The sequence below is a fragment of the Corynebacterium sp. HMSC05E07 genome (assembly GCF_001807225.1).
GTDB lineage: Bacteria > Actinomycetota > Actinomycetes > Mycobacteriales > Mycobacteriaceae > Corynebacterium > Corynebacterium singulare.
The window spans coordinates 1-17,499 of record NZ_KV788244.1 but is presented as its reverse complement, the minus strand read 5'-3'; the positions used below and the strand labels follow the sequence as shown (position 1 = coordinate 17,499).

At 59.2% G+C, this 17,499-nt stretch carries 17 protein-coding genes and 1 pseudogene; 14 read left to right on the top strand and 4 right to left on the bottom strand.

The window, feature by feature from the left end; all coding sequences use genetic code 11:
* Nucleotides 1-98: 98 nt before the first annotated feature.
* Nucleotides 99-1,520 (top strand): hypothetical protein, encoded by a 1,422-nt coding sequence (locus tag HMPREF3149_RS08270; protein WP_141741485.1) that lies wholly within the window; start codon nt 99-101, stop codon nt 1,518-1,520.
* Nucleotides 1,521-1,531: 11 nt separating this feature from the next.
* Nucleotides 1,532-2,221, top strand: a complete 690-nt coding sequence (locus HMPREF3149_RS08265) for a hypothetical protein (protein ID WP_141741484.1) — start codon at nt 1,532-1,534, stop codon at nt 2,219-2,221.
* Nucleotides 2,222-2,253: 32 nt separating this feature from the next.
* On the opposite strand, the gene HMPREF3149_RS08260 is transcribed toward HMPREF3149_RS08265, so the two are convergent.
* The 3 genes from HMPREF3149_RS08260 to HMPREF3149_RS08250 are packed head-to-tail and all read right to left on the bottom strand — an operon-like array spanning nt 2,254 to nt 4,009.
* Nucleotides 2,254-2,856, bottom strand: coding sequence for a hypothetical protein (locus tag HMPREF3149_RS08260; RefSeq protein ID WP_141741483.1), 603 nt, complete (start codon nt 2,854-2,856; stop codon nt 2,254-2,256).
* A 56-nt stretch (nt 2,857-2,912) separates the two neighbouring features.
* The gene (locus HMPREF3149_RS08255) at nt 2,913-3,410 is read right to left on the bottom strand and encodes a hypothetical protein (RefSeq protein WP_168162194.1); all 498 of its coding nucleotides are present in this window, start codon (nt 3,408-3,410) and stop codon (nt 2,913-2,915) included.
* Between the two features lie 50 nt (nt 3,411-3,460).
* The gene (locus tag HMPREF3149_RS08250; RefSeq protein WP_141741482.1) at nt 3,461-4,009 is read right to left on the bottom strand and encodes a hypothetical protein; all 549 of its coding nucleotides are present in this window, start codon (nt 4,007-4,009) and stop codon (nt 3,461-3,463) included.
* A 143-nt stretch (nt 4,010-4,152) separates the two neighbouring features.
* On the opposite strand from HMPREF3149_RS08250, the gene glmM reads away from it, so the two are divergent.
* The 3 genes from glmM to HMPREF3149_RS08235 all read left to right on the top strand — a co-directional run bounded on the left by glmM (nt 4,153) and on the right by HMPREF3149_RS08235 (nt 7,659).
* Nucleotides 4,153-5,496 (top strand): phosphoglucosamine mutase, encoded by a 1,344-nt coding sequence (gene glmM, locus HMPREF3149_RS08245; protein ID WP_070537437.1) that lies wholly within the window; start codon nt 4,153-4,155, stop codon nt 5,494-5,496.
* Nucleotides 5,497-5,614: 118 nt separating this feature from the next.
* Nucleotides 5,615-5,926: a hypothetical protein gene (locus tag HMPREF3149_RS08240; RefSeq protein ID WP_070537436.1), complete on the top strand. Its 312-nt coding sequence runs from the start codon at nt 5,615-5,617 to the stop codon at nt 5,924-5,926.
* Nucleotides 5,926-7,659, top strand: coding sequence for a zinc metalloprotease (locus HMPREF3149_RS08235; RefSeq protein WP_070537435.1), 1,734 nt, complete (start codon nt 5,926-5,928; stop codon nt 7,657-7,659). Before HMPREF3149_RS08240 ends, HMPREF3149_RS08235 begins: the two co-directional genes overlap by 1 nt.
* Before the next feature lie 637 nt (nt 7,660-8,296).
* Here HMPREF3149_RS08235 and HMPREF3149_RS08220 read toward each other — a convergent pair.
* On the bottom strand, nt 8,297-9,127 hold the full coding sequence (locus HMPREF3149_RS08220) for a dienelactone hydrolase family protein (protein ID WP_070537432.1): 831 nt from the start codon (nt 9,125-9,127) through the stop codon (nt 8,297-8,299).
* 151 nt (nt 9,128-9,278) lie between these two features.
* On the opposite strand from HMPREF3149_RS08220, the gene glmS reads away from it, so the two are divergent.
* The 9 genes and pseudogenes from glmS to HMPREF3149_RS08175 form a co-directional block, all read left to right on the top strand.
* Nucleotides 9,279-11,150: a glutamine--fructose-6-phosphate transaminase (isomerizing) gene (gene glmS / locus HMPREF3149_RS08215; RefSeq protein ID WP_070537431.1), complete on the top strand. Its 1,872-nt coding sequence runs from the start codon at nt 9,279-9,281 to the stop codon at nt 11,148-11,150.
* Between the two features lie 69 nt (nt 11,151-11,219).
* Entirely contained in the window at nt 11,220-12,314 is a 1,095-nt protein-coding gene (gene alr, locus HMPREF3149_RS08210) for an alanine racemase (protein WP_070537430.1), read from the top strand.
* Nucleotides 12,307-12,771 carry a tRNA (adenosine(37)-N6)-threonylcarbamoyltransferase complex ATPase subunit type 1 TsaE gene (gene tsaE / locus HMPREF3149_RS08205; protein ID WP_070537429.1) on the top strand — a complete coding sequence of 155 codons (465 nt, stop codon included), beginning with the start codon at nt 12,307-12,309 and terminating at the stop codon, nt 12,769-12,771. The genes alr and tsaE overlap by 8 nt, the downstream gene beginning before the upstream one ends.
* Nucleotide 12,772: 1 nt before the next feature.
* Nucleotides 12,773-14,365: an aspartate:alanine exchanger family transporter gene (locus tag HMPREF3149_RS08200; RefSeq protein ID WP_042529418.1), complete on the top strand. Its 1,593-nt coding sequence runs from the start codon at nt 12,773-12,775 to the stop codon at nt 14,363-14,365.
* A gap of 95 nt (nt 14,366-14,460) precedes the next feature.
* Entirely contained in the window at nt 14,461-14,988 is a 528-nt protein-coding gene (locus HMPREF3149_RS08195) for a hypothetical protein (protein ID WP_070537428.1), read from the top strand.
* The gene (gene tsaB, locus HMPREF3149_RS08190) at nt 14,988-15,659 is read left to right on the top strand and encodes a tRNA (adenosine(37)-N6)-threonylcarbamoyltransferase complex dimerization subunit type 1 TsaB (RefSeq protein ID WP_070537427.1); all 672 of its coding nucleotides are present in this window, start codon (nt 14,988-14,990) and stop codon (nt 15,657-15,659) included. The genes HMPREF3149_RS08195 and tsaB overlap by 1 nt, the downstream gene beginning before the upstream one ends.
* Complete coding sequence (gene rimI, locus HMPREF3149_RS08185) at nt 15,656-16,135, top strand: ribosomal protein S18-alanine N-acetyltransferase (RefSeq protein ID WP_042529424.1); 480 nt, start codon at nt 15,656-15,658, stop codon at nt 16,133-16,135. Before tsaB ends, rimI begins: the two co-directional genes overlap by 4 nt.
* Entirely contained in the window at nt 16,132-17,199 is a 1,068-nt protein-coding gene (gene tsaD / locus HMPREF3149_RS08180; RefSeq protein WP_070537426.1) for a tRNA (adenosine(37)-N6)-threonylcarbamoyltransferase complex transferase subunit TsaD, read from the top strand. Before rimI ends, tsaD begins: the two co-directional genes overlap by 4 nt.
* A gap of 50 nt (nt 17,200-17,249) precedes the next feature.
* Nucleotides 17,250-17,499 (top strand): annotated as a pseudogene (locus HMPREF3149_RS08175) (hypothetical protein); the annotation flags it as partial.

Here is a 17,499-nt window from a genome sequence, read left to right as displayed (position 1 = left end):
AACATGCTGCCTGTCTTGGTCTTACTCCCATGGGGAGTAACCCGGTAAGTTTCCCGGTCGTGCAGCGCAGCTGTGTGATTCTCCTTATACTAAGCGGCGTGAATGTGATTGAGGAAAGCGTAAGGGACGCACTGGCAGTTCCTGTCGATGCCGCGAAGCTGCTGTGGCGCTACCTGCCGCAGCTGGTCACCGTGATTGCATTATCGTTGGCGTCGCGCGCTGCGGTGCTGTGGCTGGCAGTTGTTGTTTCTTCAGTTTCGCCCCTAGCGGCAACCCTGATCTTCCCCTTTGCGCCGCTGTCTGTGATGACAGGTGTCATCATATGTTTTTGGATCATGCAGCCGTCGATGGAGTTTTTCGGCGGCGAGACCCGCTTTACCAAACTGGATAGAACCACGCTTCTCACCGTCGGTGGCCTGCTCATTCCGTTCCTCACCGTGTATTCGTCCCACGGATTGCTGCGCGATGACGGCCGCACGTTTGTCTATGACTCGGTCACCATCGAAGTGGCAAATAGCTTTCTAGATTATGACTTTGACCGTTCCCTCATCGACTCTGGTTGGCTGTTTGGCGGCTTTATTCTCTCCATACTTGTACTACGCAAACTCATCGGTGCGCTCAAACTAGGTGAACGTGCCTTTGGCGTGGCCACTGCGGCGGCTTATTTAGAGGTGTTGTGGATGGCCACGGCGTCTCTGAGCATCACCAGCAATCTTGAAAAGGTTCGCTCGTGGATTGTTACCCGAAAAGGAATCGGCCCCGCCTGGGATGCCATTGTCACCGCCAAAGACTGGGTCGTAGACCATACGTGGATTGTGGGTGACGTGATCGGTTGGCTGTGGAGTAACGCAGCCCAAATCGGCAACTTTATTGTCGTGCCATTCGCCTGGCTAACGTTGGGTGCGGTGGTGTACAACACGAGTCTGACGAGGGACAAGGACAAGAAACCAGCTGCGGAAGAGGACACAGTACCACCGGAGCAGACGGTGGCTGACGCACCAATTGAGGGCCCAGCGGAAAAGGGCAAGCTTTCCCCGCACGATGAACAAAAGATGTGGGCCGAGTATGGTCGCCGCTATTCGGAAGCAGCCTTCCGGACGACGAGGGACATGCTGGATAACGCCGCGCAACCTCTCGTAGGACCGTTCCGAAACGCGTGGCGCAACTTTAAGACGCTTACTGTTGCCGGCGCCGTGCCGATGCTGACGTTCTGCTTCGTCTTTGTCCTAGCCTCTTGCTCCGAGCTCGGTGTCATTTATGCATTGCGCGCACTTATCAAGCCAATGGCTCTAGGAATCGTAACTGTGGGACTTGAGCCTTATGTTCTGGTGCTAGCTCGTGCAGCATATTTCATCGTGGCGCTTCCCTTGGTTGTGGCGGCTCTTGATCGCTTCCTGAGCGCCGAGTATTCCGATGAAGAATTGCGCGGAAATACTGAGGAACAGGACGATGTTTCGGAGCCGAACGCTGGAGCTGCTGTTGTTGGCGAGGTTTCGGCTGTTCCTATGGAAGAGAAGTAGGTGTGGATTCAGTGACCGAGAATGCAGCCCCTGTCAAGGCATCTCAGAACCAACCAGACGAGATACTCGAGGAAGACCGTGCACAGGCAGCAATCGAGGAATCGTCGACGTTAAGCTCGCGCACGCTGAACATTGTGACTTTAGTAGTTGCAGTGCTGCTTATCGCTGGAGGAATCACGGTCGAACAGATACAGCGGCACGAACCTGAAGAAGAACTCGCACGCCCTGACTTGCGCGAAGATCACATCGTGAACCTTCGCCCGGAGACCAAGGATGTTCTCCCCGAAGCGTTCATTGAGAAGATCGCCAATTGCAGCGAAACAACTTTGGATAACTCCGTTGACGGAATCTACACAGGAGTGCATGGGTATCTGTGTTGGCCATGGCTAACAAAAGAACAGGATGAAGACCCCATTATGACTTTTCATTCGACTCGCAAGGTGATCATTGGTGAAGAGGCAGCCAAGATCCGAACCGATCTCCCAAGCTTTCATAAGGGAGGCACTGATACGAGGGTCTTGCGGGAAGGAAGTGGAGACCAGCCGGACATATTGACCAACACGTGGGATGACGGTACTTATGGAGGAGGCGACATTTATATTTACTACCCCGAAGAAAGAGTCATGGTGACGTGGGGCTGGAATAAATCCGACCCGGGGGCTGCCAACATCGAGGACGTGCTTCGAGAAGAAGGCTTCTAGCCCAACCTTCCGCAACTTGAACTGCCCAATAATTAAGCCTCAGTGAATAACCGTACCTCGTGTGGACCATCCCAAGTGATGACTAGCTCAGTCGGCTTGAATCCCGGGGTCACGAGGAAATGGTAGGTCATTTCCCATTCACGGGGGCGAGGGCTGGGCTCCGGAATGATATGAGGGGTCGATTCAAAAGGATTAAGGGCTATTGGCCCAAAAGCGCCCTGTGGCTCACAACCTACAATTCTCTCATTTTCTTTGGGCCCATCCGAGGGTGAATTACTGAGGAAATTAGAATGTTCGAGCCCGTTGGCATCGCGCAAGCTCACGTAGCAACCGTCCAAAGGTACTTCGGGGTCGGCAGCCCACGTGACAGTGGCCGCCATTATCTCAGATTGTTCGAGAAGTTCTGGGTAGTAGAAGTCCCATTCAGTGGTGTTTTTGAATCTTTCGAGAAACTCTGATTGCTCGATAGGCGTTACTGAGGTGAGTTCAACGGTTGCTGCTCGGTGGTAGCGCTCCTCATCAGCGTTGTACTCAAAATCGAAGGTCACAGACTCATTGCGATGCGCCTTTACCGCTGAGTGCACGGACAAAGGGCGGTAGGCGTGGACCATAATCGAAGAGGAGGCAGCAATCATGGTTGCGAGTGCTGGTATCGTGGCTGTCCACCACCAAAGTTTTGCCCTTCGTTGTTTCATGCTTTCAACTCCACCGGCGATTGGATTTCTTTGTACATGGGAAGCGGTTGTTCATGGAATCCATCGCCAAAGACGGCTTCCACTTCGATTCTGAGTGTGGTTGGCCCGAGGGCCGAGGCTGGGACTATAAAAGTGCCTGTGCACAGCTCTGGTTGTGAATTTAAGGCAGATTCACATTCGGGTGGATTAGATCGATATACGCGGCCCTCTGAGTCCTCGAGTTTGATGTTGAGAGGATAACCGCGAATGCGCTGTAAGGTGAAGTCTATTTTGGCTTCGTAAAGTTCTTCAACGGCCGAAGCTTCATCGGCCTTGAACTCCGCATATTCACCAGGTGCAAGCTTGCGGGTACTGCCCGAAACATTGCTCAGACGGCTATGCCCGGGGATCTCATTCGTGTATTTGAATCCCGCGGATTCTACCTCGCGAGGATTAGGCAATTGCTCGCTGACAAAGATTCCCAAAGAGGTGATTGCAGCAGCTACCGCTACCATGGGGATTTTTTTACGCCTGAGCAGAGGAAATTGTGTGGATCTACGGTGGGTCACGCCAGCTCCACCTTTGCTACTTGCTTAGGATCAAACCAACGAAAAGACATATCCAGACTGGATTTACGCAATGTCAGCTCATTGAGCACTAATGATGTGCCGGGTGCCGCCTCCACGCTAATGTCGACGGAAAAAGGAACACCGGGGTTGGGCGTCTGTACAAGTCCATTTGAATCTGACGGTGCAATGGTGAATTGGTCGAATGGAACGGGTTCGCCATTACGAGTAAGAGTGAACATGTCGTGGTAGCCAAGGAAGGTGACATCCTCAAGGTTAAGGAACGTCGCCGTGACGTGAACCATTCCTTTGTCGATCTGGGGCTCGTCGACGACAACTTCTGCTTGCTTTAATTCCACAAGTTCGCCCGGAGCGATGGTTGCAGGTTCCTCCGTCTTCGCGGGTTCGGTGTTGCCAAGCACCAGGAAGAGCGCCGCGACGGCGAGTACAGCCATATTGAACTTGGTCAGCACGCCGTCAGTGAGGGTCTTGAGGAGCTTCACTCCCTTCGATTCCCTCACGCGCTTTAAACCTGTCGCATCAGCCATGCTGCTTATTCAAGCAGAGGTTGGCGCATCGCGCGCGGTGATTGGGGAAGTTTCCCCAGCGCATGGCTCGAGACTAGCGTTGCTCAGGCGGCAAATTGTCCCAACCTGCGACAGGTGGGGTGCAGCAGGCATAATTGAGGGCTATGACTCGTATTTTTGGAACCGACGGAGTTCGCGGTCTCGCGAACAAGAAGCTCACCCCGATTCTGGCGCTGCGCCTGGGACAGGCTGCGGCAGAGGTTTTGACCTCGGACCGTGAGTCCTACGAGCGCCGCCCGCTCGCCATTATCGGCCGTGACCCCCGCGTATCCGGTGAAATGCTGGACGCGGCTATCGCATCGGGTTTGGCCTCGCGTGGCGTCGACGTCGTCCGTGTTGGCGTGCTGCCGACCCCGGCCATCGCGTTCCTTACCGATGACTTTGGGGCCGATCTTGGCGTGATGATTTCGGCGTCGCACAACCCAATGCCGGACAACGGCATTAAGTTCTTCTCTGCGGGCGGCAAGAAACTCCCGGATGAGGTCGAGGACCGCATCCAAGACACCATGGACACCATCACGGAGGGAGGCCCGACGGGCACGAAGATCGGCCGCATTATTTCTGAGGCTCCCGATGGCCGTGAGCGTTACCTCAAGCACCTCGCTGAAGTTGTCACCACTGACCTGACCGGCATCAAGGTCGTTGTCGATACCGCCAATGGTGCTGCGTCTAAGGTGGCTCCAATTGCGTATGAGGCAGCCGGTGCTGAGGTTATTGCTATCCACAACAAGCCGAATGCCTTCAACATCAATGAGGACTGCGGTTCGACCCACATTGACAAGGCACAGGCGGCCGTCGTGGAGCACGGCGCAGACCTGGGCCTGGCGCATGACGGTGACGCCGACCGCTGCTTGGCCGTTGACGCTGAAGGGACTGTCGTCGACGGTGACCAGATTATGGCGCTGCTGGCCGTGGGGATGAAGGAGGAGAATGACCTCCGTTTCAACACGCTCGTAGCTACTGTCATGTCCAACCTGGGTCTCAAGATCGCGATGAAGGAGCAGGGCATTGAGGTCAAGGAAACTGCGGTGGGTGACCGCTACGTGCTTGAGGAGCTCAACCGTGGTGATTTCTCGTTGGGCGGTGAGCAATCCGGTCACGTCGTTCTTCCGGATGACTGCACCACCGGTGACGGTACGCTGACCGGCCTGTCCATCATGGCGCGCATGGCCAAATCCGGGAAGTCTCTCAAGGAGCTGGCTTCCGTCATGACCGTGCTGCCACAGGTCCTCATTAATGTTCCGGTGTCTGACAAAGCCGTGATTCTCGACGCCCCCGAGGTCAAGGAAGCCATCGCCGCCGCCGAGGCGGAGCTGGGTGACACTGGCCGCGTACTGCTGCGTCCGTCGGGTACCGAGGAGCTTTTCCGCGTCATGGTGGAGGCCTCTGAGAAGGAGCAGGCACGCAAGGTAGCAGGACGCCTTGCCGCGGCCGTTTCCGCAGTGTAAATCACGTGTTCAGCGGTTCCCCGGAAAATTTGGGATGACGGGGAACCGAGAGGGGGCTTTCTCAGTCCAATAAGAGCAGGAATAACTGTTCATTGTGGACGAGAAGGAGGGCGCTTGTATGCCCGACGTATTTTTTGATGAGGACGAAGCCATGCGGCTTCTGAGCAACGTCATTGACCAGACTGCCGTGCAAAGCGATGCCCACCGGGGCGATGCCCCCGATTTCCCTCAATCCTCAGCAGGCAGGGATTTTGGGGGTCATGGAGCGCAGATTCAAGCACTGTTGAGTCGCTTGCATGAGCGTGGCGCCTGGCGTTTGGACAACATATCTGCCACCGCTGACGCCGCCCGCGCGCAGATCCGTGCCTACGGCGATGTCGATCGTGGCCTTGCAGGTCAACTCGGCACGCAAACCACGGGGGTGAACTAGTGTCGACGGTGGTCAAATCCCTTCTGGGGGATTATTCACAGGCGGTATCCCAGTTTCAGGCTGCCAGTATGGGCAGCTATGCCGGCCCCAGCACGCCTATCGGCTTGCTGGGGGACATGGTGGGATCGGTCGAAGGCATCAACCCAGGTGACCTAGTCATGAACACTGCGTCCGCGATGGGCGCGCGGCGTCCGTTGGGCGGTGGTAAGGGCTTGAAAGAGTTTTTGTTCGGCACGGTGCTGTCGTTGGCTGGGGGCGCGATCATGGACCGCCTACGTGGCGTCCAGGATGACTTTGAAGAGGAACGCCGGGAGGCAGATGACCTTGTGGAATCGGCGCAGCAATGCTCGGACGCCATTGAGGATGTCGTCGATGTCTCCGATTCCGCTTTGGTGGAGCTCATCTCTGCAGTCATTCCGCTACTCAACATTCTGACCATGCTGCTGCAGCGTCATCCGCTGGGCCAGCTCATCATTCCGGTGATTTCCTCCATCGGCGGTGACCTCATCGAGCAAACGAATGACACAATTTCGCAGACGTGCCGGGACCGCGATACCGCTATTGAGAACTGCTACTGCGAGTTTGAACAACGTTGTAGTGACGTCTGCGAACGCGAATTGCCCGAAACTCCACCTGCGCCTGAGTGCGGCCGCGACGACAATTCGCAGCCCTGCCCGCAGCCCAGCCCTGAACCGTGTGAGCCGACTTCACCTGAGCAACCAGCACCGCCGACCCAACCTGCCTCCCCGGCAGCTCCTGCCACGCCAGATTCACCTACGCAGCCGTCAGGGCCTTCGGCTCCAAGCCAGCCCTCCGCGCCTGAAGCTCCGGGTGAGCAGGAGACGCCACCGAAGGAAACGACCGAACCTGCGGCCGTAGCGCCTAAGGAGTACCCGCAGCCCGAGTCCTCACCGAAGCCGGCACCACCAGTTGAGCCTGAAAAGGAGCAGAAGGGTGTCCCGGCCGAGGAGACTGTGCCGAAGACCCGGCCACAAAGCGTCGCTGCTCCGGAGCCTGTGACGACCGTTTCTGAGGCAGAATGCGAGAACAACGCTCCCGAACCATGTGGCTGTCCCGAGGCCCTTGAAAACTCTTCCTGCGACTGTGAGGAAGCCAAAGGTGTTCGCGACGAAACACCCACTATGCCAGCTGATGCAGGTTCTCAAGCTTCGACGGGGACGGTCCCTCCTGCGGACCCACAGCCAACTGAAGACTCAAACGGTAGCGATGAAACCCACGAACCGGATGATGCTGACACCCCGGATGAGTCGGAAGATTGCGAGGACGTGGAACCACCCGCTCCCACGGAGGAGTGCACTCCGGAGGTGTCGTGCAGCGGAATCCTGGGCATCCTCGGCGTGGGGGTTGCGCTGGTCGGGATTGGCCTCCTCGCTGATGCAGCTATGGATTTTCTGGAAAATGTTCCGGAGCTTGAGCCAGAGCCTCAGCCAGAGGACATGCCAGCTCCCGAGCCAGAGCCAGCTCCGGAACCTGCACGAAGCGATGGTGTGATTGCTCCACCTCCAGAGCTGAACACGGTGCCCGAACCTGTGCCGCCGGCGGAGAAGCTTGCGCATGTACAAGCAGCAGGAGCTCCTGTCCCTGCGGATCCTTTGCCTGCGCCTGCGCCGTCAGCGCCCGAGGCAGCCCCAGGAACTGAACCTCATGATGCTCCCGAGGCACCGAAGCCAGAATCCCCGTCCGTACACGCACGAAAGGCAGGGCAGTGGTAATGCCGCACAATGATTTCGATGACTTTGCCCGCGGTTTCCGCGAGCGCACCGCAGCTCGGTTACTGGAGTTTGAAAAAGCGATGGCCAAGGCGCAGGACGAACTGGAGAAGTCTGCGCAGCGCGCTACCCAAGCCCAAACGCACACAGAAAGACAGGGACGAAGCACAGCTTCTAGAGGCGTTATGCATGGACAAAGCCAGGGACAGGGCCAGAACCGCCCGCGTGGTCAAGTGCAATCGGTGCTCAGGCGCAGCTGATGCAGCAGCGAGAAACAAGTCTGGTTCCTCGCAGTCACAGGTGATACTGTGAGGTGCCTGACTACTGCATGTATCAACCAGGGTGAGGAGAATGCCGCATGACAGTGCCTTGGCTTTATGACGTCCTGTGGGGCGTTCTTCCCATGCTGTACCTCTTGGTGGCTTTTGTTGTGCTTGGCGTTGAGATTAAATACGACAGAGATATGGCGCACATAAAGCTGTGGACGGCCGCTCAGTTGCTTCTTCCAGGCATTGGACTTATCGCCTGGTGCCTTATTGAGGTCCCTCGACTAAAAGGCTACAGCAGGACGGATAACTGACCGTCCTGCTGTAGCTGAAGGAAGAGTTGCGCCTTGCGGCGCCTTCTAGTTGATACGTATTTAGTCGCGTTCGAAGCCAGCGCGCTGAGCCAGTGCCTCACCGGTGAAGCTTTCGACGCCCTTCGCGGAAGCGTCGGCAGCCGCGAAATCGTCATACTTAGACTCGCCGGCAAGCTGGCTGAGGAGGAAGCCGGTGACGAGACCGCGGGCGGTCTCCACCGCAGAGCCCTGGAAAAAGCCGGAGCCCAGCGCGAGCTTGAAGAACTTATCTTCGCTGAAACCCGACTGCGTGCCCTTAGCAATCTCGCGGTACGCCACTGGGCCGGCCCACGCGTTGGCCAGCTTGGAAGGATTGCCAGCGCGGAAAATGTCATCCTGGCCCGAGCCAATGATGAGGCCGCGTGCCTTTACGGTACGTGCAGCTTCGACTGCGGACGGTGACGTATCAGCAGGATAGAGGGCCGCAACCGCACGGACCTTGGGATTGTCTACTGCAGCCAACGTAGCGACTCCGCCGCCCATGCCGTGGCCGACAATGCCCAGCTTCGAAGGAGAAACCGAAATCTTACCGGCGCCCATCTTGACGCCCGTGGCGATCTGCAGGGCGCTTTCGACGTCAGCAACCAAGTTGCGGTGATTGGCAAAAGCGCCAGTTTCCGTATCCGGGGCGACGACGACGATGCCCCAGCTGGCCAGGTGGCGCAGGGTGGCGTGATAATCCTTCACGTTCTTCGTCCAATCGTGGGCAAAGGCCACGGCCGGCAAGCCTTTACCCTCAGCGGGGGTGTAGACCTTGCCCTCCAGACCTGCATAGGACAGGTCACCAACGAGGACGCGGTGCGGGCCGCGCTTGGACAACGTACCGAGATGCTTCTTCAAATTCGCAGACACGCTTTATAGAATAGAGGAAAGAGTGCCCGCACAGGTGGAATGCGTCGTGTAGAGGGGTCTTTAAAGACGACGATGAAGGCGGCGTCCTCTGCAGTGAAAGTCCCGTCCCTGACCTTCGGTGGAGGGGATCCGTGCTGTAGGATCCCGTTTTATGTGTGGAATCGTTGGATATGTAGGCCATAACACTGATGGTCGTGACTACTTTGCCTTGGACGTGGTGCTGGAAGGCCTGCGCCGTCTCGAATACCGCGGGTATGACTCCGCGGGCGTTGCCATGTACACCGATGGTGAGATTGGCTGGCGCAAGAAAGCCGGTAAGGTAGCGGCACTTGAGGCGGAAATCGAAGCCCGCCCGCTGAAGGATTCCGTCCTGGGCATTGGTCACACCCGTTGGGCCACTCATGGTGGCCCGACGGATCTCAACGCCCACCCGCATGTGGTTGATGAAGGCAAGCTTGCCGTCGTTCACAACGGCATCATTGAGAACTTCGCCGAACTTAAGCACGAGCTGGAGTCCAAGGGCCACAACTTCGTCTCCGAAACTGATACCGAAGTAGCTTCCACCCTGTTGGGAGATATCTTCCACAATGAGGCTGGCGAGGACCTCACCAAGGCCATGCAGCTGACCGGTGCCCGCTTGGAAGGCGCTTTCACGCTCTTGGCTATTCACGCTGATCAGGCAGACCGCATCGTGGCGGCGCGCCGCGATTCGCCGCTGGTCATCGGTTTGGGTGAAGGCGAGAACTTCCTGGGCTCAGATGTTTCGGGCTTCATTGACTACACCAAGTCCGCCGTCGAGATGGATAACGACCAGGTCGTGACCATCACCGCTGACGACATTGAGATTACTGACTACGACGGCAACCCTGCAGAAGGCAAGCCCTTCGAGATTAAGTGGGATGCTGCTGCAGCTGAGAAGGGTGGTTACAACTCCTTCATGGAGAAGGAGATCCACGACCAGCCTGCCGCCGTGCGCGATACGCTGCTGGGCCGCCTCGATGAGAACGGCAACCTAATTCTTGATGAGATTCGTATCGAGGAGTCGGTTCTCAAGTCCATCGACAAAATCATCGTCATCGCCTGCGGTACGGCAGCTTATGCCGGCCACGTCGCGCGCTATGCCATTGAGCACTGGTGCCGCATTCCGTGTGAGGTCGAGCTCGCCCACGAGTTCCGCTACCGCGACCCAATCGTGAATGAGAAGACCCTCGTGGTGGCTCTGTCGCAGTCCGGCGAGACCATGGATACTCTCATGGCCGTGCGCCACGCACGTCAGCAGGGCGCCAAGGTTATCGCTATCTGCAACACCCAGGGCTCCTCCATTCCTCGCGAGTCCGACGCTGCCCTGTACACCCACGCCGGTCCGGAAATCGCTGTGGCCTCCACCAAGGCCTTCCTGGCGCAGATCACCGCAACCTATCTGCTGGGCCTGTACTTGGCGCGCTTGCGCGGCAACATGTTCTCCGATGAGGTCAACGCTGTCCTCAACGAGCTGCGTGCGATGCCCGACAAGGTTGGAAAGGTTATCGCCAATGAGCAGCAGGTCTATGACCTGGCCAACGCTATGGAGAACGCCAAGTCGGTGCTCTTCCTGGGCCGCCACGTGGGCTTCCCAGTAGCACTTGAGGGTGCGCTTAAGCTCAAGGAGATTGCGTACCTCCACGCCGAGGGCTTCGCTGCTGGCGAGCTCAAGCACGGCCCTATCGCACTGATTGAGGAAGGCCAGCCGGTCTTCGTCATTGTGCCGTCCCCGCGTGGCCGCGATTCCCTTCACTCCAAGGTGGTCTCCAACATCCAGGAGATCCGCGCCCGTGGTGCCATCACCATCGTTATTGCGGAAGAAGGAGATGAGGCTGTGGAGGCCTACGCCAACCACATCATCCGCATCCCGCAGGCGCCGACCCTCATGCAGCCGCTGTTGGCCACCGTGCCGCTGCAGATCTTTGCCTGCGGCGTGGCCACGGCTAAGGGTTATGACGTGGATCAGCCCCGTAACCTGGCCAAGTCCGTCACCGTGGAGTAAATCCATCCCCAGTACCAACGAGCGGGCAGCGAGCATGGAGCTCCTGCCCGCTCGTGGCACAATGAGGGCATGTTGAGAACCACCGTTGACCTCGCCGCTATTGCCCACAACGTCGCTGTTGTTAAGGAGGCGGTGGCCCCAGCCCGTCTTATGTGCGTGGTTAAGGCGGATGCCTACGGCCACGGCATCGAGCGTGTGGCTCCAGTCATGGAGGAGGCGGGAGCGGATGCTTTCGGTGTCGCCACACTGTCCGAAGCCGTGGCGCTGCGTCAGGTCATCCCCACCGCTCCAATCGCCGGTTGGTTGTGGGACCCGCACGAGGATCTCACACCGGCGCTGGATGCCGGCATTCAGATAGGCATTCCTTCCCTCGAGCACGCTCGTGCACTGATTGCGACTGGGCGCCACACTGAGGCTTTCGTGATGGTGGAGACGGGGATGCACCGGTCGGGCGTCGATAAGCACGAGTGGTCCGAAACGTTCGCAGTGCTTCGCGACGCCCCCACGATCACCGTCCTCGGCCTCATGTCCCACTTTGCGTGCGCAGATGATCCTACGCATCCCCACAATGACCACCAGGAATCGGAGTTTCGGGAGGCACTGGCCTGCGCCCGTGACATGGGCCTGGAGTGCCCCATCAACCACCTTGCGAACTCTCCGGCAGCGCTGACGCGGCCCTCCGCGCGCTTTGACCAGGTGCGCGTGGGCGTGGCTCTCTACGGGCTGGAGCCCGTCGCCGGTCGCGAGCATGGACTCGCGCCTGCCATGAGCTGGGAAAGTTCCGTCGTGGCAGTGAAGCCGATTTCGGCAGGCGAGTCCACAAGTTATGGACTTACGTGGACCGCGGAGAGTGACCGCTACCTCGCCACTGTGGCTGTTGGCTATGCTGACGGTCTTCCGCGCGACGTCCAAGGGGCGCTCCACGTGGGACTTGGTGGTGAGCTATACCCGCAGGTAGGGCGCGTGTGCATGGACCAGATCATTGTTGATCTCGGTTCCAACCCGCACGGCGTGGAGGCGGGGGACACTGCTGTCCTGTTTGGCCGCGGCGGAATGAGTGCGACGGAGCTTGCCGACGCCGCCGGAACCATCAACTATGAAATCGTGTGCCGTCCCACCGGCCGTACCACCCGAATTTATTGTGAAGGAACTTCTAATGCTTAGTGATTTTCCACACTCTGGAACCCGCGAGGCCGCCACTGCGGAGGACGCGCAGGTTTTCGGCGAAGAATTGGGAGCCGCGCTCGAAGCCGGGGATCTTGTCATTCTTGATGGCCCTCTGGGTGCCGGAAAAACCACCTTTACCCAGGGCATTGCTCGGGGAATGCGGGTGAAAGGGCGGGTCACCTCACCCACCTTTGTCATCGCCCGCGAGCACCCCTCAACCGTGGGTGGGCCGACGTTGGTGCACGTCGATGCCTACCGGCTCCTTGACCATTCCGATGATCCATTGGGGGAGCTCGACAGTTTAGACTTAGACACCGATCTCGAAGACGCTGTGGTTGTTGCTGAGTGGGGTGGCGGCTTCATGGAGCGTCTATCGGATTCCTATCTTGCTGTATCAATCAACCGCGACTCAGAGGATGATGTCCGCGTCTTTACTTGGAATTGGGTGATGTGATGTGCTGGCCTTTTTGGCTGAACAACCCCTCTTAACACTCTTTTTGATCATGGCGGTCGGTTTGGCCGTCGGTAAAATCAACTTTTTTGGAATTTCCCTCGGTGCCGCGGCTGCAATGTTCGTGGCTTTGGGCTTGTCCGCAGCTAACCCGGACATTGTGGTTCCCCCGTTTGTCTACCAGTTTGGTCTGGCCATCTTCGTCTACGTCATTGGTTTGAACTTTGGTCGTAGCTTCTTTGAGGATTTCCGTCGACGCGGCTGGAAGATGTCGTTGGTCGTCATCATTCTGTTCTTCGTTTTGGCTGGCCTGACCACTGCGGCGGTGCGCTTTTTCGATCTCGACCCGGCCCAGGCCGTCGGTATGCTGGCCGGTTCCCAGAGCTCCACGCCGGGTATGGCTGCTGTGGTTGAGACATTGGGTGGAAACAGTGCCCCCGTCGTTGGCTACTCCCTGGCCTACCCCGGCTGCATCATCGCCACCATCCTGGTAGCCGCAATCGGCGCCCCGCTCTTCGGTATCAACCACGTCAAGGATGCCAAAGAAGAAGGCATGCTGTCCGAGCCTCTCAAGTGGAAGGCAGTGCGCCTGACCAAAGACCACGGCATTACCGTGGGCGAGCTTGCGGAATACACGGGTGAGGCGGTCATCGCTACCCGCTGCCTCCGCACGTCGAATGATCACGTCCTTGCTGATCCGAACATGGAGCTGCGTGCCGGTATGGAGCTTCTGCTCAACGGCACCATCCCAGCGCTAGAGCGCGCGATCGCTATCTTGGGCGAAGAGATACAACTGCATCTTCATGAGGAAGATGGCCTTATTTACCGCCGCCTCACGGTGTCGAATCCGAAGGTCGCCGGCCGCACGATTGGGGAATTGGACACCTTGAGCCATGGCTTCCTCATCGCCCGTATCCGCCGCGGTGATACTCAAATCGTGCCGAATGAGAACACCGTGCTCTACTACTCGGACCGTGTCCGTGTTGTCACTGCACCGGGCCGTCTTGATAGCGTCCGTAACTTCCTCGGTGATTCCGAATCCAAGCTCGGCAACGTTGACTTGTTCCCCTTTGCCCTTGGCTTGCTCATCGGCCTACTCTTCGGTGCTATCCCGATTCCGCTACCAGGCGGTACCACCCTGTCCTTCGGTTTCGGTGGCGGTCCCATCGTCGTGGGCCTCATCCTCGGTGCGCTTGGCCGAACGGGCCCCATTCACTGGCAGATGCCATTCCACGCTAAGCAGACCATCTCGACCTTGGGCCTGACCTTGTTCTTGGCGGGCGTGGGTACCTCTGCCGGTGGTCAGTTCCGTGACGCCTTGTCGGATCCGACGTCACTGAAGTACATGGGTGTGGGCGTTGTGCTGTCCCTCGTTTCTGCCATCGGCATCGGTCTCGTGTGCACCTTGGTGCTGCGTCTCAAGTTTGATGAGGCCATGGGCGTAGCCGCCGGCATGACCACCAACCCTGCGGTCATGGCATACCTTAACTCGCAGACCGGAACTCAGTTGGCGGAGCGTGGCTATGCCACGGTTTATCCGACCACGATTATCGGAAAGATCCTCATGTGTCAGATGCTGGCGCTGATCATCGTCTAACACGCGCCTGCGCTGGGTAGTGCAGGAGCATGGGAGGGCAGTCGCGTAGGATGAACGCGTACTGTACCTCCCTTTTTTAGGAGCGAATAAACTTTATGAACAAGCTCGGCCAATTCATCACCACCGTTGTTATCGGCGGCTTCGCCATTTTCCTTGCGGCCCTCATCGCATTGTCGATGAATAAAGACTCCGCTGATGGCGAGATCACGTCGACGCTGTCTGAGACTCTGACGGACTACCCGAAGAACCTCAACTTTGCTGCGCTCATCGTTCCGGATGTCTATGGCTCCGATCAGGTTGGCGGCCTGGTGGTGTGCCCGGGCACGTCGGAGAAGGATCTCTCCGAAGCCCAGGTGGATACCGCTGACATTGAATTCGAGGACGGCAAGGTGGCCGATGACGTGAACTACTTCGTCACCGTCTCCACCGAGCAGGAGTACCACGCGGAGAAGCTTCAGCGCTCCAACATCGATCTGTGTGATGAGCTGCTCAAGCAGACTGAAGCAGCGAAGGCACAGGGGCAGGACCTGCCGGCTGTGTACCCGGTCCAGCCGAACACGCCGATGCAGTTCCTCCGCGCCGAGAAGGATGACGACAGCACCAACTGGCACTTCGTGGGCTAATGAAGGTTCTCGCACTCGACACCGCCACGACTGACCTTGTCACGGGAATCGTCGACACGGACACGGGCGAGAGCATCGATCGTGTCATCACCGACACGCGTGCCCACAATGAGCAGCTCATCCCCACGATTGAGGAGCTGCTTGTCGACGCCTCCCTCACCTACCCCGACCTCTCCGCCCTCGTCGTGGGCACGGGGCCGGGTCCCTTCACGGGGTTGCGCGTTGGCATGGCTACCGCGTCCGCCCTGGGCGTGGCGTTGAACCTGCCGGTGCATGGCGTGTGCACGCTCGATGCCATCGCGCATGGTCGAGCAGGGGAGTGGCTGGTGGCTATCGATGCGCGCCGCAAAGAGGTGTACTGGGGAACCTATGCCGATGGGCGCCGGGTGAGCGGCCCTGAGGTGTCCAAGCCGGAAACGCTTGAAATGCCGACAGACTCCGCGCGGCTCATCTTCCCTGAATCCATCGCCCCGCGCCTGCCGGAAGCCCTCTCCGGGCTTCCCCGTGAGTGGGCGACCCCGCGCGCGGCCGGCCTTGTCGCCTGCGCAGATTTTACGGCCGAACCCGCGCCGCTCGTCCCGCTTTATCTGCGCCGCCCTGATGCGAAGGTTCCGCAGGCTAAGCCACGCTCAACTGCGCTCGTCGGCGGCGCTGAACTGACCGAATCATGAGGTTGCGCCCGCTCATTCCTGCTGACGCCCCGCGCTGCGCTGAGCTGGAAAAAATCCTCTTCCCCGGCGAAAGCCCCTGGCCCGCGCGTGCCTTTGAACAGGAGATCGCCGCCGGACACACCACCTACTGGGCAGTGGATGAGGCGGAGCAGGATGATGAACCTTGGGAAGCTCTGGGCTACGCCGGCGTGGGGCGGATGGGTCCTGCCGCGTGGCCAGACTATGAAATCCGCACCATCGGTGTGGCGCCCGAGGCGCAGCGCCGCGGCATCGCGCGCATGATGATGGATGCTCTCGTCGAGCTGGCAGATGCCCACGATGCGCCGATCTTCCTCGAAGTCCGCGTGGGCAACGAGCCTGCCATCCGCCTCTACGAGGCCTATGATTTTGTGATCAACGGGCTGCGTCGCAACTACTACCAGCCGTCCGGCGCCGACGCCCACACTATGTACCGACCACGAAAGAGTGAGAGATGATCATCCTCGGCATTGAGTCCTCCTGCGACGAAACCGGTGTGGGCATCATTGAGCTATCTGATGACGGCCACATGCAGATCCTCGCCAACGTCGTAGCCTCCTCCATGGAACAGCACGCGCGATTTGGCGGCGTCGTGCCCGAAATTGCCTCCCGCGCCCACCTTGAGGCCATGCCTCAGGTGATGACGGCGGCGTTGGAGGAGGCGGGCGTCGCGAAGCCAGATGCGGTGGCCGCCACGGTGGGGCCGGGACTGGCCGGCGCTCTCCTCGTCGGTGCTTCTGCCGCTAAGGCCTTCGCCTCCGCGTGGGGCGTACCGTTCTACGGCGTGAACCATCTCGGTGGACACGTTGCGGTTGCGAACCTGGAGGGCGAGGAGCTGCCGCACTCAGTGGCGTTGCTCGTCTCCGGCGGGCACACGCAGCTGCTCGAGGTCGAGTCCGTGGGCAAACCCATGAAGGAACTGGGCACCACGCTTGACGACGCCGCCGGCGAAGCCTACGACAAAGTCTCCCGCCTGCTGGGGTTGGGGTATCCGGGAGGGCCGGTCATCGATAAGCTGGCCGCCCAAGGCGAACCCACCATCGACCTGCCACGTGGCCTCTCCCGCGCCGAGGATCTGCGTGGCCCCAACCGCCACAACTTCTCCTTTTCGGGCCTGAAAACCGCGGTGGCGCGCCACGTGGAAAAGGCGGAGCGCGAAGGCGACACCATCCGCGTGGAGGACCTGTGTGCCTCCTTCCAAGAAGCGGTGGCTGACGTGCTCACCGCCAAGGCCGTGCGCGCCTGCCAAGACACCGGCGCGAAGGTGCTCCTACTCGGTGGCGGCGTGGCGGCGAACTCGCGCCTGCGCGCCCTGGCGGCCAAGCGCTGCGAGTCTGCTGGCATCGAGCTGCGCGTACCGCGCTTTTCCCTCTGTACGGATAATGGCCTCATGATCGCTGCCATCGCCTCCCAACTCATCCACGAGGGCGCAGAGCCCTCCGGGCTGGCCTGCGGTACCGATACCCAACTGGAGGTTGAGGTTCCGCTTCTAGCGGATGCGGGATCCCCAGCGCACAGGTAGTGTGAGGGCGGAAAATTGCCCTCACTGGCTATTAAGGAGCTCTCACAGCTATGACCACTGGATTCCTCGTCAACCCGGACCTGTCCCGCCGCACCATCGAGTTTGAGCTGGAGCACGCGAACCAGTTCCTCGGTGGCACCACCGAGGACCGCGTCTCCGTGGCCTTCCAGGACGATGGCCAGACCTACGCGGCACTGTTCAACCCGAACGCCAAGGCAGAAGGCGCGGACCCCAACCCGGTCGCTTCCCTCGCACGCAACGCCGCTGCAACCGGCAACTCCGCCTTCCTGCAGGACCCGA

Coding starts and splice junctions, on each gene's coding strand:
- glmS (WP_070537431.1), top strand. CDS start 9,279: ATGTGTGGAATCGTTGGATATGTAGGCCATAACACTGATGGTCGTGAC.
- HMPREF3149_RS08250 (WP_141741482.1), bottom strand. CDS start 4,009: ATGGCTGATGCGACAGGTTTAAAGCGCGTGAGGGAATCGAAGGGAGTG.
- HMPREF3149_RS08255 (WP_168162194.1), bottom strand. CDS start 3,410: ATGGTAGCGGTAGCTGCTGCAATCACCTCTTTGGGAATCTTTGTCAGC.
- HMPREF3149_RS08195 (WP_070537428.1), top strand. CDS start 14,461: ATGAACAAGCTCGGCCAATTCATCACCACCGTTGTTATCGGCGGCTTC.
- HMPREF3149_RS08260 (WP_141741483.1), bottom strand. CDS start 2,856: ATGATTGCTGCCTCCTCTTCGATTATGGTCCACGCCTACCGCCCTTTG.
- HMPREF3149_RS08240 (WP_070537436.1), top strand. CDS start 5,615: ATGCCCGACGTATTTTTTGATGAGGACGAAGCCATGCGGCTTCTGAGC.
- tsaE (WP_070537429.1), top strand. CDS start 12,307: ATGCTTAGTGATTTTCCACACTCTGGAACCCGCGAGGCCGCCACTGCG.
- glmM (WP_070537437.1), top strand. CDS start 4,153: ATGACTCGTATTTTTGGAACCGACGGAGTTCGCGGTCTCGCGAACAAG.
- alr (WP_070537430.1), top strand. CDS start 11,220: ATGTTGAGAACCACCGTTGACCTCGCCGCTATTGCCCACAACGTCGCT.
- rimI (WP_042529424.1), top strand. CDS start 15,656: ATGAGGTTGCGCCCGCTCATTCCTGCTGACGCCCCGCGCTGCGCTGAG.
- tsaB (WP_070537427.1), top strand. CDS start 14,988: ATGAAGGTTCTCGCACTCGACACCGCCACGACTGACCTTGTCACGGGA.
- tsaD (WP_070537426.1), top strand. CDS start 16,132: ATGATCATCCTCGGCATTGAGTCCTCCTGCGACGAAACCGGTGTGGGC.